The organism is Streptomyces sp. R41 (assembly GCF_041053055.1).
GTDB lineage: Bacteria > Actinomycetota > Actinomycetes > Streptomycetales > Streptomycetaceae > Streptomyces.
Genome location: NZ_CP163443.1, coordinates 4,628,235 through 4,642,139, shown reverse-complemented (window position 1 = coordinate 4,642,139; position 13,905 = coordinate 4,628,235). Strand labels below are relative to the sequence as shown.

Annotated in this window: 12 protein-coding genes; 7 read left to right on the top strand and 5 right to left on the bottom strand. The window is 70.0% G+C overall.

From position 1 onward, the window contains the following. Positions 1-58: 58 nt before the first annotated feature. From AB5J53_RS21225 to AB5J53_RS21210, 4 genes are all read right to left on the bottom strand, one after another. The gene (locus AB5J53_RS21225; RefSeq protein WP_369247240.1) at positions 59-937 is read right to left on the bottom strand and encodes an S-methyl-5'-thioadenosine phosphorylase; all 879 of its coding nucleotides are present in this window, start codon (positions 935-937) and stop codon (positions 59-61) included. A 120-nt stretch (positions 938-1,057) separates the two neighbouring features. Continuing rightward, a complete protein-coding gene (locus tag AB5J53_RS21220) occupies positions 1,058-1,369 on the bottom strand; it encodes an FmdB family zinc ribbon protein (protein WP_369247239.1) in 312 nt (103 codons plus the stop codon). Between the two features lie 68 nt (positions 1,370-1,437). Beyond that, the gene (locus AB5J53_RS21215; RefSeq protein WP_369247238.1) at positions 1,438-2,700 is read right to left on the bottom strand and encodes an MFS transporter; all 1,263 of its coding nucleotides are present in this window, start codon (positions 2,698-2,700) and stop codon (positions 1,438-1,440) included. Positions 2,701-2,951: 251 nt separating this feature from the next. Continuing rightward, positions 2,952-4,490, bottom strand: coding sequence for a potassium/proton antiporter (locus AB5J53_RS21210; protein ID WP_369247237.1), 1,539 nt, complete (start codon positions 4,488-4,490; stop codon positions 2,952-2,954). 234 nt (positions 4,491-4,724) lie between these two features. On the opposite strand from AB5J53_RS21210, the gene AB5J53_RS21205 reads away from it, so the two are divergent. Further along, positions 4,725-7,484, top strand: coding sequence for a penicillin acylase family protein (locus tag AB5J53_RS21205; protein ID WP_369247236.1), 2,760 nt, complete (start codon positions 4,725-4,727; stop codon positions 7,482-7,484). A 67-nt stretch (positions 7,485-7,551) separates the two neighbouring features. Here the strand turns inward: AB5J53_RS21205 and AB5J53_RS21200 are convergent, their stop codons facing one another. Beyond that, positions 7,552-8,127, bottom strand: a complete 576-nt coding sequence (locus tag AB5J53_RS21200; RefSeq protein ID WP_369247235.1) for a 5-formyltetrahydrofolate cyclo-ligase — start codon at positions 8,125-8,127, stop codon at positions 7,552-7,554. Between the two features lie 133 nt (positions 8,128-8,260). Here AB5J53_RS21200 and galU point away from each other — a divergent pair, with 133 nt between their 5' ends. From galU to glpR, 6 genes are all read left to right on the top strand, one after another. Then, positions 8,261-9,172: a UTP--glucose-1-phosphate uridylyltransferase GalU gene (galU, locus tag AB5J53_RS21195; protein ID WP_369247234.1), complete on the top strand. Its 912-nt coding sequence runs from the start codon at positions 8,261-8,263 to the stop codon at positions 9,170-9,172. Then, complete coding sequence (gene glp / locus AB5J53_RS21190; protein WP_369247233.1) at positions 9,169-10,491, top strand: gephyrin-like molybdotransferase Glp; 1,323 nt, start codon at positions 9,169-9,171, stop codon at positions 10,489-10,491. The genes galU and glp overlap by 4 nt, the downstream gene beginning before the upstream one ends. A gap of 119 nt (positions 10,492-10,610) precedes the next feature. Next, entirely contained in the window at positions 10,611-11,123 is a 513-nt protein-coding gene (gene moaC / locus AB5J53_RS21185; RefSeq protein ID WP_369247232.1) for a cyclic pyranopterin monophosphate synthase MoaC, read from the top strand. Next, a complete protein-coding gene (locus AB5J53_RS21180) occupies positions 11,120-11,632 on the top strand; it encodes a molybdenum cofactor biosynthesis protein B (protein ID WP_369247231.1) in 513 nt (170 codons plus the stop codon). Before moaC ends, AB5J53_RS21180 begins: the two co-directional genes overlap by 4 nt. Before the next feature lie 26 nt (positions 11,633-11,658). Continuing rightward, entirely contained in the window at positions 11,659-12,315 is a 657-nt protein-coding gene (locus AB5J53_RS21175) for a GNAT family N-acetyltransferase (RefSeq protein WP_369247230.1), read from the top strand. Positions 12,316-12,502: 187 nt separating this feature from the next. Further along, the gene (glpR, locus tag AB5J53_RS21170) at positions 12,503-13,795 is read left to right on the top strand and encodes a gephyrin-like molybdotransferase receptor GlpR (RefSeq protein ID WP_369247229.1); all 1,293 of its coding nucleotides are present in this window, start codon (positions 12,503-12,505) and stop codon (positions 13,793-13,795) included. Positions 13,796-13,905: the final 110 nt, after the last annotated feature.

The following is a 13,905-nucleotide window of genomic DNA, read 5'->3' as shown; positions in this document are numbered from 1 at the left end:
GACGGGTTGTGGACAACTCCCTCACCCGAACGGGAAGTTCCGCTCCCCGCGTGCGGTCCTACGGCAGCGTGAACCCCGGATCCATCCCACCCAGGGCCGTCGTGCACAGACAGTCCCGCGTCTCGTTCGCCGGCAGTCCCGCGACCGCGTCGAAGAGCACGCCCCGCAGCCGGTCCACATTCGCCGCGAACACCTTGAACACCTCGTCGTGCGAGACGCCCTCGCCGGTCTCGGCGCCCGCGTCGAGGTCGGTGACGAGGTTCAACGACGTGTAGCAGAGCTCCAGTTCGCGGGCGAGCGCGGCCTCGGGATGGCCGGTCATGCCCACCACCGACCATCCCTGCGCCTGGTGCCAGAGCGATTCGGCACGGGTGGAGAACCGCGGCCCCTCGATCACGACGAGCGTGCCGCCGTCCACCGGCTCCCAGTCCCGCCCGCGCGCGGCTTCGAGGGCGACCTTGCGCCCCACGGGGCAGTAGGGGTCGGCCAGCGACACATGCACCACGTTCGGCACCGTGCCGTCCGGCAGCGGCATCCCGTCGAAGTACGTCTGCGTCCGCGACTTCGTACGGTCCACCACCTGGTCCGGCACGAGCAGTGTCCCCGGCCCGTACTCCGGCCGCAGCCCGCCCACCGCGCAGGGCCCGAGGATCTGGCGTGCGCCGACAGAGCGCAGCGCCCACAGGTTGGCCCGGTAGTTGATGCGGTGCGGCGGCAGATGGTGGCCGCGGCCGTGGCGGGGGAGGAAGGCGACCCGTCGCCCGGCGATCTCGCCGAGGAAGAGGGAGTCGCTGGGCGGCCCGTAGGGGGTGTCGACCTGTATCTCGGTGACGTCGTCGAGGAAGGAGTAGAAGCCGGAGCCGCCGATGACCCCGATCTCGGCCCGGGCTGTCGCCTGCTCCCCGTCCGGGCTCTGTGCGTTGTCCGTGTTCGCCATGGACCGCACCCTAGCCGGGCGGGGGAACGCCGAAGACCCTGCCGTCGGACGACGACAGGGTCCTGTAAGGACTGGCTCTACGAAAGCCTCTGCGCGTGCAAGGACAAGCCTTACGAAGTCTTACGCGGCGGAGCTGCTGGACGAGCCGGTGCCCGACGACTTCGAGTCCGAGGACGACGACGAGGAGGTCGACGACGACGAGGACGCAGAAGAGGTCGACGGCTTCGACGACGCCGGCGAGCTGCTCGACGAGGAGCCGCGGCTGTCGTTCCGGTAGAAGCCGGAGCCCTTGAAGACAATGCCGACGGCCGAGAACACCTTCTTCAGGCGGCCATCGCAGTTGGGGCACTCGGTCAGGGCATCGTCGGTGAACTTCTGCACCGCCTCGAGGCCCTCGCCGCACTCGGTGCACTGGTACTGGTAGGTCGGCACTTGTCTTCCTCCTGGCACTCTCACTCAATGAGTGCTAACGACGGTCCATAGTGACGTATTCCGCGAGATCAGTCCACTGTCACCGGCACTCGGTGACCGACGCCACGTGCGACGGTACGGCTCGGGGCCCGCGTCGCCAGCCGTGACCGCAGGGCCAGCAGCGTCACCAGAGCCAGTCCCGTACCGGCCATCGGCACCAGGAAACCGGCACCGTCCCAGAGGCGGTCCTCCAGCTGTCCGGCCACCGTGACGGCCGCCGCCTGGCCGAGCGCGACCGCGCCGGTCAGCCAGGTGAAGGCCTCGGTGCGGGCGGCCTGCGGGACCAGGCCCTCGACCAGGGTGTAGCCGGTGATCAGGGCCGGAGCGATGCACATGCCGACCAGGAGGCCGATCCCGGCGAGCACGATCACGGAGTGGGCGGCCCACAGCCCGGAGGCGGCGAGCGCCAGGGCCGCGTACCCGAGGACGAGCCGTCGCTGCGGGGCCACCTTCCAGGCGATGGCGCCGCAGACGATGCCGGAGAGCATGTTGCCCGCGGCGAAGATGCCGTACAGGACGCCGTTCAGGCCCGGCTCGCCGATCGATTCGCTGAACGCGGCGAGGGAGACCTGCATGCCGCCGAAGACGGAGCCGATGCCCAGGAAGGTGACGATCAGAACGCGCACTCCGGGGATCCGCAGCGCGGAACCGTGCTGCACGCGCGCGTGCCCGGCGGGAGCGACCGTGGGCTGGGTGCTCTTCTGCGCGGCGAAGAGGAGACCGCCGATCAGGGTCAGCGCGGCCTCGGTGAGCAGACCCGCGGACGGGTCCACGGCCGTGCACAGCGCCGTGGCGAGCAGCGGGCCGAACACGAAGGTCAGCTCGTCCGTGACGGACTCGAAGGCCGCCGCGGTGGTCATCAGGGGCGAGCCCTGCAGCTTCACGCCCCAGCGGGCACGCACCATGGGGCCGACCTGCGGCACCGAGGCGCCGGTCGGCACGGCGGCGACGAAAAGCGCCCACAAGGGGGCGTCGGTCAGCGCGAGCGCCGTCAAGGAGAGGCCGGACAGGGCGTGCACCAGGACGCCGGGCAGCAGGACGGCCCGCTGCCCGTGGCGGTCGGCGAGACGCCCCGTGAAGGGCGCGAACAGCGCCATGGAGACACCGGTTACGGCGGCGACGGCGCCGGCAGCTCCGTACGAGCCGGTGGTGTGCTGCACGAGCAGCACGATGGAGATGGTCAGCATCGCGAACGGCTGGCGTGCGGCGAAGCCGGGAAGCAGGAAGGTCCAGGCGCCGCGTGTGCGCAGCAGCTGTCCGTACCCAGGGCGGGAGGTGACCGTGGATGCCACGGCCCGTGCCTTTCTGCCGCCTGGTAGCGCGCCCGTGCGGGGGCGCCGAGAGCTGTCCTCTTGCGCGGAACTGCGGTAGATACCGGAGCCCACTGCGGGGAGGGCTTCACGGCCGCCATACGGTCGCGCCAGCTCTGCGTCAGGCAGAGTTGGTTCGATCAAGGTGTGCCTTCATCGTACAGGGATGGAAGCGTCGGCGCCTGTGAAAACGAGCACCATGGCAGCATTCGCCTGCGAATGCCCATCGCTCCTTAATGTCCCGTTTGCTGTCCCGTTCCGTCGCCCGGTGTTCCCAGCCAGCCGGCCAGCTTGCCGCCGTGGCCCACCGCGCGGAGCCGCTTCTCGGCCGCGTCCCGGACCGGATCGGTGGCCACCACGAGCAGCTCGTCGCCGCGCCGCAGCACGGTCGTCGGCAGCGGCACGAAGGACTTCCCCTCGCGCACGACGAGCGTGACGGCGGCTCCTGCGGGCAGCCGCAGCTCACCCACCTCGACGCCGTGCATGCGCGACTCGTCGGGGATCGCGACGGACAGCAGATGGCCGCGCAGCCGCTCCAGGGGCGCCGATTCGATGCCGAGGTCGGCGGCACCCGGGGACTCGCCCAGGCGCAGTGTGCGGGCCAGCCACGGCAGTGTGGGCCCCTGGATCAGGGTGTAGGCGACGACCAGGACGAAGACGATGTTGAAGATCCGGCGGCTTTCCGGGACGCCGCTCACCATCGGGATCGTCGCCAGGATGATGGGGACGGCGCCGCGCAGCCCCGCCCAGGACATCAGCGTCTGCTCCTGCCACGGTATGCGGAACGGCAGCAGGCTCACGACGACGCTCAGCGGCCGCGCCACCATCGTCAGCACCAGGCCGATGGCGAGGGCGGGCCAGATGTCGTCGCCTATCTCGTGCGGCGTGACCAGCAGACCGAGCAGGACGAACATGCCGATCTGGGCGATCCAGCCGAGACCTTCGGCGAAGCCGCGTGTGGCGGGCCAGTGCGGCAGCTTGGCGTTGCCGAGCAGCATCGAGGCGAGATACACGGCGAGGAAGCCGCTGCCGTGGGCGAGCGCCCCGGCGGCGTAGGCGACGACCGCGATCGCCATCACGGCGATCGGGTAGAGGCCGGAGGCGGGCAGCGCCACATGCCGCAGCCCGTAGGCGCCGAGCCAGCCCACCGCGAGGCCGATGGCGGCGCCGATGGCCAGCTCGAGCGCTATCTCGCCCAGCAGCGCGTACCAGTGCTCGACCGGGCCCGCTGTGGAGAACGCGACGACGAGGATGACCACCGGAGCGTCGTTGAAGCCCGACTCGGCCTCCAGGACACCCGTCACGCGCGCGGGGAGGGGGATTTTCCGCAGGACCGAGAAGACCGCCGCCGCGTCCGTCGAGGACACCACCGCTCCGATGATGAGCGCTTGCCGCCACTCCAGCCCGATCAGGTAGTGCGCGCCCGTGGCCGTGATGCCGACGCTCACCGAGACACCGACCAGCGCCAGTGAGGAGGCGGCCGGAAGCGCCGGCCCGATCTCCTTCCACTTCGTGCCGAGGCCGCCCTCGGCCAGGATCACGACCAGGGCCGCGTACCCGATGACCTGGGTCAGCTCGGCATTGTTGAAGTGGATGTCGCCGATCCCGTCCTGGCCCATCGCGACGCCGATACCCAGGTATACGAGCAGGCTGGGGAGCCCGCTGCGCGAAGAGATCCGAACCGCTGCCACCGCGACGAGCAGGACGAGCGAGCACACGAGCAGGAGCTGGTTGAGGTGGTGGACAGTCAGCGGCTGTTCCCTTCTCGCCAATCCGGGCACGGGATCCGAACACGTCGATCCGAACGCCGGACGTTGGTATGTCAGTCCAAGTACTTCGTTACCTTACCTAACTCTTGACGCTTTCTTGACACTCCAGTGGGCAAGATCGAACTCCCGTGCGCTCGGGTACCCGACTCCGCGTCAAGGCGCAGCAGGCCCTGCGCCTATGGTTGCTCCAGCACTCCAGGACCGCCTGCCGCTCGCGTTAGGACAGCAAGGACAGCGATGCCCCCCAACACCACCGCCTCTTCCGGCCAAAAGCCCGGCAAGTCCGGCAGGAAGAAGGGGCGCAAAGCCCGACTGTTCTTGATCGTCCTGGTTCTTGCCATCATCGGAGGCGTCGCCTTCGGCGCGTACTGGAGCATCAGCACCGTGCGGGCCTCCTTCCCGCAGACCAAGGGCTCCATCACGCTCGACGGCCTGTCGGGCCCCGTCGACGTGAAGCGCGACGGCTACGGCATCCCGCAGATCTACGCCTCCTCCGACGAGGACCTGTTCATGGCGCAGGGCTTCGTCCAGGCGCAGGACCGGTTCTACGAGATGGATGTGCGCCGCCACATGACCTCGGGCCGGCTCTCAGAGATGTTCGGCAAGAGCCAGGTCAAGAACGACGAGTTCCTGCGCACCCTGGGCTGGGACCGCGTCGCGAAGGAGGAGTACGACACCAAGCTGTCGGCCTCCACGAAGAAGTACCTCCAGGCGTACGCCAAGGGAGTCAACGCCTACCTGAAGGGCAAGGACGGCAAGGACATCTCCCTGGAGTACGCGGCCCTTGGTTTCACCAACGACTACAAGCCCCAGGAGTGGACCCCGGTCGACTCGGTGGCCTGGCTCAAGGCGATGGCCTGGGACCTGCGCGGCAACATGCAGGAAGAGATCGACCGCTCCTTGATGACGAGCCGCCTCGGCCCGAAGCAGATCGCCGACCTGTATCCGGACTATCCGTACAGCCGGAACAAGACGATCGTCCAGGACGGCGCGTACGACAGCATCACCAAGTCGTACGTCCCGAAGAACTCCGGCACGGCCTCCTCGACCTCCACGGCGGGCACCGGGCTCACGAACAACGCCGCCGCGCCGTCAGGCTCCGACCTGCAGAGCCAGCTGTCGGGGCTCTACAACGTCCTCGACGACGTGCCCACCGCTGTCGGCGTGAACGGCAACGGCATCGGCTCCAACTCCTGGGTCGTCGACGGCAAGCACACCATCACCGGCAAGCCCCTGCTGGCCAACGACCCGCACCTGTCGCCCTCGCTGCCGTCGGTCTGGTACCAGATGGGCCTGCACTGCACGAGCGTCTCCAGTAAGTGCCAGTACGACGTCTCCGGCTACACCTTCGCGGGCATGCCCGGTGTGGTCATCGGCCACAACAAGGACATCGCCTGGGGCATGACCAACTCCGGGGTCGACGTCACCGACCTCTACCTGGAGAAGCTCACCGGCGACGGCTACCAGTACGGCGACAAGGTGCTGCCCTTCACGACCCGCAAGGAGACGATCAAGGTCGCGGGTGCCGCCTCCAAGAAGATCGTCGTCCGGGAGACGAACAGCGGGCCCCTGTTGTCCGACCGCGACGACGAACTCGTCAAGGTCGGCAAGAAGGCCACCGTCGACCCCGCGGCGCCCGACCGCGGCGACGGCTACGGCATCTCGCTGCGGTGGACCGCGCTGGACCCCGGCAACTCCATGGACGCCGTCTTCGAGATGGACAAGGCGTCGGACTGGGCCGGGTTCCGCAAGGCGTCCGCGTCCTTCGACGTGCCCTCGCAGAACCTGGTCTACGCCGACACCAAGGGCAACATCGGCTACACGCTGCCCGGCAGGATCCCGATCCGCGGCGAGGGCAACGGCTCGCTCCCGTCGCCGGGCTGGGACTCCAAGTACAACTGGACCGGCTACATCAAGCAGGCCGAGCTGCCCAACGAGTACAACCCGGACCGCGGCTACATCGTGACCGCCAACCAGGCCGTCGTCGACCCGGACAAGTACCCCTACACGCTCACCACGGACTGGGGCTACGGCACGCGCAGCCAGCGGATCTCCGATCTGATCGAGACGAAGATCGGCGGCGGCGGCAAGATCTCGACCGACGACATGCGCCAGATGCAGCTCGACAACAGCAGCGAGATCGCCAAGCTGATCGTGCCCAAGCTGCTCAAGATCGACGTCGCCGACAAGAACGTCCGCGAGGCGCAGAAGCTCCTCGAAGGCTGGGACTACACCCAGGACGCCGACTCCGCGGCGGCGGCGTACTTCAACGCGACCTGGCGCAACATCCTCAAGCTCGCCTTCGGCAACAAGCTGCCCAAGGAGCTGCGGGTCAAGGGCCAGTGCCTGTGGGTCGACCCCGTCGACACCACCGGTCCCGCGGACGAGGACCAGTCGGTCCGCGAGTGCGGTCAGCGCGACGCGGATCAGGCGCAGCCGGACGGCGGCGACCGCTGGTTCGAGGTCGTCCGCAAGATCATCGACGATGAGAACAACGACTGGTGGAAGTCGCCCAAGACGCGCCTCGACAAGGCGACCGACACCCGTGACGAGCTGTTCGCGCGGGCCCTGAAGGACGCCCGCTGGGAGCTGACGGCGAAGCTCGGCAAGGACATCGACACCTGGAGCTGGGGCCGGCTGCACCGCCTGTTCCTGAAGAACCAGACCCTGGGCACCGACGGTCCCGCGTTCCTGAAGTACATGCTCAACCGCGGCCCCTGGAAGCTCAGCGGCGGCGAGGCGACGGTCAACGCGACCGGCTGGAACGCGGCGGGCGGCTACGGCGTCGTCTGGGTGCCGTCGATGCGGATGGTCGTGAACCTCGGGGACCTCGACAAGTCCAAGTGGATCAACCTCTCCGGCGCCTCCGGGCACGCCTACAGCGCCCACTACACCGACCAGACGGACAAGTGGGCCAAGGGCGAACTGCTGCCCTGGGCCTTCTCGGAGAAGGCCGTCGACAAGAAGACGAGCGACACGCTGGTCCTGAAGCCCTGACGGTCGGTACGGAATCGAAGTGGCCCTCCACGCGCGCGTGGAGGGCCACTTCACGTCGGCGGGGGTGTCAGCGGAAGCGGCGCACGCCGGAGGGGGTCACCACCGCGTGGACGGGGCGGTCGTGGGGTTCCTCGGGCACCCGCTCGACGACCTCGGCGTCGTACAGGAGCACCACCAGCGCGGGATCGGCCCCCGTGCGCTCCAGGCGGGCCAGTACGCGGTCGTAGGAGCCCCCACCGCGTCCCAGACGCATACCGCGCGCGTCGACGGCGAGACCGGGCAGCAGGACGACGTCGGCGTCCTGGACGGCCTCCGGTCCCAGCCGCTCGCCCGCGGGCTCCAAGAGCGCCATCTTTCCGCCGTGTTGGACCCGTACGAGGGAGCCCTCCCCGGTGTACGCCCCCCAGTCCAGGTCGTTGTCCGCCATCAGGACCGGCAGCAGCACGCGCACGCCCCGCGCGTAAAGGGCGTCCAGGAGCGCGAGGGTGCCGGGCTCGCTCCCCACGGAGACGTACGCCGCCACGGTGCGCGCGTGCGCCAGCTCGGGCAGCTCCAGGGCGCGGGCGGCCAGGGCCTCGGCCGTTTTCTGCACGTCATCGGCCGTCAACCCTTTTCTCACCGAGAGGAATCCTCGTCGCAACATTCGCTTGCCAGACTCCGGTTCACGTCCGAGGTGACTCACAGGTTGCTCCCGTATCCTTCCTAATGCGCTCATATGAGAGCGAATTAACCGGAGCCTCAGATTCCGCACATAGCCACCGGTTATGGTTGCGGGCATGACTGAGTCACACCCCAGGATCAGCAAGGCTGTCATTCCCGCAGCAGGGCTCGGCACCCGGTTCCTGCCGGCCACCAAAGCCACTCCCAAGGAGATGCTGCCGGTCGTCGACAAGCCGGCGATCCAGTACGTGGTCGAAGAGGCCGTGTCGGCGGGTCTTGACGACGTCCTGATGATCACGGGCCGCAACAAGCGCCCCCTCGAGGACCACTTCGACCGCAACTACGAGCTCGAGTCGGCGCTCCAGAAGAAGGGCGACGCCGACCGGCTCGCCAAGGTCCAGGAGTCCAGCGACCTCGCCACCATGCACTACGTGCGCCAGGGCGACCCCAAGGGCCTCGGCCACGCCGTCCTGTGCGCCGCCCCGCACGTCGGTCACGAGCCCTTCGCCGTGCTCCTCGGTGACGACCTGATCGACCCGCGCGACCCCCTGCTCGCCCGCATGGTCGAGGTCCAGGAGCAGCGTGGCGGCAGCGTCATCGCGCTCATGGAGGTCGCACCCGAGCAGATCCACCTCTACGGGTGTGCTGCCGTCGAGGCCACCGACGAGGGTGATCTGGTCAAGGTGACGGGCCTGGTCGAGAAGCCGGACGTCGCGGACGCGCCCAGCAACTACGCGATCATCGGACGTTACGTCCTCGACCCGCACATCTTCGACATACTGCGCAAGACCGAGCCGGGTCGCGGTGGTGAGATCCAGCTCACCGACGCCCTCCAGCAGCTCGCCGACGAGGAGAAGGTCGGCGGCCCCGTGCACGGCGTCGTCTTCAAGGGCCGCCGCTATGACACCGGGGACCGTGGCGACTACCTGCGTGCCATTGTCAGACTCGCGTGCGAACGTGAAGACCTGGGCCCGGACTTCCGGACCTGGCTTCGCAGTTACGTAGCCGAGGAGATGCAGGGACTTTGAGCAGCGCCGCGACCCGCACCACCGGCCAGGATCACCTCTGGTCCGTGGACGACCACCTGGAGGACATCCTCGCGACCGTCCGCCCCCTCGAACCCATCGAGCTGCAACTCCTCGACGCCCAGGGCTGCGTCCTGGTCGAGGACGTCACGGTGCCGGTCTCCCTGCCGCCCTTCGACAACAGCTCGATGGACGGGTACGCGGTCCGGGTCGCCGATGTCGCGGGCGCGAGCGAGGAGTACCCGGCCGTCCTGGCGGTCGTCGGCGACGTCGCGGCCGGCCAGGCCGAGCAGCCCTATGTGGGCCCCGGCCAGGCCGCCCGCATCATGACCGGCGCCCCGCTGCCGCCCGGCGCCGAGGCCGTCGTCCCCGTGGAGTGGACCGACGGCGGCCTGGGCGAGGGGCCGGTCTCCGGGATGCGCGCCCACAGCGCGGCCCCCGAGGCCGCTTCCGGTCAGGTGCGGGTCCACCGCCCGGCCGAGGCACGCGCGCACGTGCGCGCGAAAGGCAGCGATGTGAAGGCCGGCGACCGCGCCCTCGAAGCCGGCACCATCCTCGGACCGCCGCAGATCGGCCTGCTCGCCGCGATCGGCCGCGGCACCGTACGCGTGCGCCCGCGCCCGCGCGTGGTCGTCCTGTCCACCGGCAGTGAACTGGTCCAGCCCGACGAGGAGTTGGGCGCCGGCCAGATCTACGACTCCAACAGCTTCGCCCTCTGCGCCGCCGCGCGCGACGCCGGGGCCATCGCCTACCGGGTGGGCGCGGTCGCCGACGAAGCCGAGACGCTCCGTGCCACCATCGAGGACCAGCTCATCCGCGCGGACATGCTGGTCACGACGGGCGGCGTGAGCGTCGGCGCGTACGACGTCGTCAAGGAGGCGCTGTCCTCCGTGGGCGACGAGGACGAGGCGGGCAGCGGCATCGAGTTCCGCAAGCTCGCCATGCAGCCCGGAAAGCCCCAGGGCTTCGGCACCATCGGCCCCGACCACACCCCACTGCTCGCGCTCCCGGGCAACCCTGTGTCGTCGTACGTCTCCTTCGAGCTGTTCGTGCGCCCCGCGATCCGCACCCTGATGGGCCTGAAGGACGTCCACCGGCCCACGACCAGGGCGAAGCTGAAGACGGACAAGGCGCTGACCTCGCCCGCGGGCCGTCGGCAGTTCCTGCGGGGGACGCACGCGGAGGGCGAGGTGACGCCCGTCGGGGGCGCCGGATCCCACCTGGTCGCGGCCCTCGCACATGCCGACGCGCTGATCGTCGTGCCCGAGGACGACACGTCGGTCGAGCCCGGCGCGGAGGTCGAGGTGGTCCTGCTCGGCTGAGCGGCCGGGCCCCGAGAGGGTCCTGCTCGGCTGAGCACCCCGAGTTGGCGGTACCGTGTCGCGCACAACAGGCCCACGCGCCGCACCGCGAAGGGCCCGGACCGGGAGCGCCCACGCACATGACTGTTCCGTCCCGGGGGGAGACCCCCGGACCCCCTGTGCAGGACCGACTGACGCACATCGACGAGGCGGGCGCCGCCCGCATGGTCGACGTATCCGGCAAGGACGTGACCGCGCGCACCGCCCGTGCCAGCGGACGCGTCCTGGTCTCACCCCGTGTGATCGAGTTGCTGCGCGGCGAGGGGGTCCCCAAGGGTGACGCCCTCGCCACCGCGCGCATCGCGGGCATCATGGGCGCCAAGCGCACGCCGGACCTGATCCCGCTGTGCCACCCGTTGTCGGTGTCGGGTGTCAAGATTGATCTGTCGGTCGCGGACGACGCCGTCGAGATCCTCGCCACCGTGAAGACCACCGACCGTACGGGTGTCGAGATGGAAGCCCTCACCGCGGTCAGCGTGGCGGCCCTCACCGTGATCGACATGGTCAAGGCGGTCGACAAGGGGGCGGTCATCACGGACGTGAGGGTGGAAGAGAAGACAGGCGGGAAGTCGGGCGACTGGAGCCGGGCATGACGGCATCGTCGTATCGCGCCCTGGTGGTCACGGCCTCCAACCGCGCCGCCGCCGGGGTCTACGAGGACAAGGGCGGTCCCCTGATCGCCGAGGGGCTCGCGAAGTTCGGCTTCGCGGTGGACGGGCCGCAGGTCGTCCCCGACGGCGACCCGGTCGAGGCCGCCCTGCGCGCGGGCACCGACGCCGGTTACGACGTCATCGTGACCACCGGTGGTACGGGGATCTCGCCGACCGACCGGACGCCCGAGGCGACACGGCGGGTGCTCGACCACGAGGTGCCGGGCATTCCCGAGGCCATCAGGGCGTTCGGAAGACAGAAGGTGCCGACGGCGGCGCTGTCCCGGGGGCTCGCCGGAGTCGCGGGACGGACGCTGATCGTCAATCTGCCGGGCTCCACCGGCGGGGTGAAGGACGGCCTCGCGGTCCTGGAGCCCCTCCTGATCCACGCCGTCGACCAGATCCGCGGCGGCGACCACCCCAGACCCAGCGGCAGTGGGGGTGCGAGCTGAACAGCCCATCCTGGCCCGTCGAGCTGGTGGACGGCGATGTGGTCCTCCGGCCCATAAAGCTGCGCGATCAGCGGGCCTGGCGCGAGGTCAACCGGCGCAACCGCGACTGGCTGCGGCCCTGGGAGGCGACCATCCCGCCGCCCACCCCCAGCGGTCCGATCGCGCACCGGCCCACCTACCGGCAGATGGTCCGGCATCTGCGCGCCGAGGCCAACGCGGGCCGGATGCTGCCCTTCGTGATCGAGTACCAGGGGCGGCTCGTCGGGCAGCTGACCGTCGCCGGGATCACCTGGGGCTCGATGTGCTCCGGGCACATCGGCTACTGGGTGGACCAGGGCGTGGCGGGCCGCGGAGTGATGCCGACGGCCGTGGCGCTGGTGACCGATCACTGCTTCCGCACGGTCGGACTGCACCGCATCGAAGTCTGTATTCGCCCCGAGAACGGGCCGAGCCGCCGGGTCGTGGAAAAACTCGGATTCCGCGAGGAAGGGCTTCGTCCACGTTATCTCCACATCGACGGTGCCTGGCGCGACCATCTTGTGTACGCGCTCACCGCCGAAGAGGTGCCCGAAGGACTGCTCGGACGCTGGCGCCGGGCGCGCTCGGCGCAGACCCGCTCGGAGCAGGTGGGATCGGAGCAGGCGGGCTCGCAAAACCAGAGCAAGCCGGAGAACGCCGGGTAATTGAATAAGTGTTCGAAATTGACCGGTCGCTGATCGCCTTGAGTCCGTCTTCGGTCATTGAATTCACGGTCCCGGCGCCCCGCTGATCGCATCGGTCACAAAAAAAGCTCGAAATATCAGCCAGATCGTGCGACACACCGGCTCAATTGGCAGATGGCCTCACGCAAACCCCTCTACCGTGTGAGGCGTGAGCAGCAGCGGCCTCATCTACGCAGTCATTGTCGGGGCCTGGGCCGCCTACTTGGTGCCGATGTGGCTCCGTAGGCAGGACGAGCTGAACGAAGCCCGTCCGACGGAACGCTTCAGCACCGCCATCCGGCTGCTGTCCGGACGGGCGGGTATGGAGCGCCGGTACGCCAAGGACCTGCGGGCGCGCTCCGCCGAGGAGGGGGAGCTCAGCGCCGACCCGGACGGCGTCACCGATTCGGTGGACGTCCGGGCCTTCGCCATGCCTCCGACCCGGCCGCAGGCGCAGGTCCAGCACCGGCCGCAGGTGCAGGAGCGGGTTCAGCCGCCGTCCCCGGCGCAGTCGGAGACGGCGCCTCCGGCGGCCGCCAGGCAGGGGGCCACGCACGAGGCCCCCGGCGCCGCCAGACCCGTACCGCAGCAGGCGGCCAGGCCCGTACCGCAGCAGTCGCCCAAGTCCGCGCCGAAGCCGTCGGCCAGGTCCGCTCCCCAGCCCGCCGCCAAGTCCGCGTCCCGGGGTGTTCCGGCCGCGCGACGTGGTTCTTCGGCGGAGGCCGCAGCGCGTGCCCGGCGCTCGAAGGTGCTCGCGCGCCGACGGCGTACGACGGTGATGCTCTTCCTCGCCTTCACACTCGGCGCGATCGTGGCGGCCGTGGGAGGGCTCGCCTTCCTGTGGGCGCCCGGCGTGCCCGCGGTGATGCTGAGCGCGTACATCGTGTATCTGCGTGCCCAGGAGCGGCGCCGCTTCACCTACACGATGGACCGGCGCCGGGCCGAGGCCGCCGCGCAGCGGCTGAGGGAGCGGCAGCCGCGTCGGCGGCCCACCGTCGACCCCGGGGCCGACGAGCCGGACGAGGGACCGGAGCCGGAGACCGACACCGGCCTCTCCGCGCTCGCTGCCGACCGGCGCGCGCTCGTCGAGCAGACCGACCACGCGGAGTGGGTCGACCAGCAGCGCGAGCGCCAGCGCGGTCCCGGCCAGGGCGACAGCTGGGACCCGGTGCCGGTTCCGCTGCCGACGTACGTGACCGCGCCGGTCGCGCCCCGGGCCACACCCAGCGTCGACCTGGGCGCGCCGGACGCGTGGAGCTCCGCGCGCTCCAGCGCCGTGGAACCGTCCACGCCGGAGGCCGAGACGGCCGCCGAGGAGCCGTCCGACGACGCGGAGGCCGTCGACGACGGTCGCAGTGACGCGCGTCGCGCCGCGTCCGCCCGGCGCGCCCGCGAACGCGGTCGCACGCCGCTCTTCGACCAGTACGAGGACGGGGAACGGCCGCGCGCGGCCAACGAATGACGGGTGTGCGAAATGACCGCGTGCGGCCAGCGAGTGACGGGTGTGACGGCAGGGGCTCGGGAGTCCCTGGCTGACCAGCCAGGAACGGATTTCCGGGCACCTCGATGGGG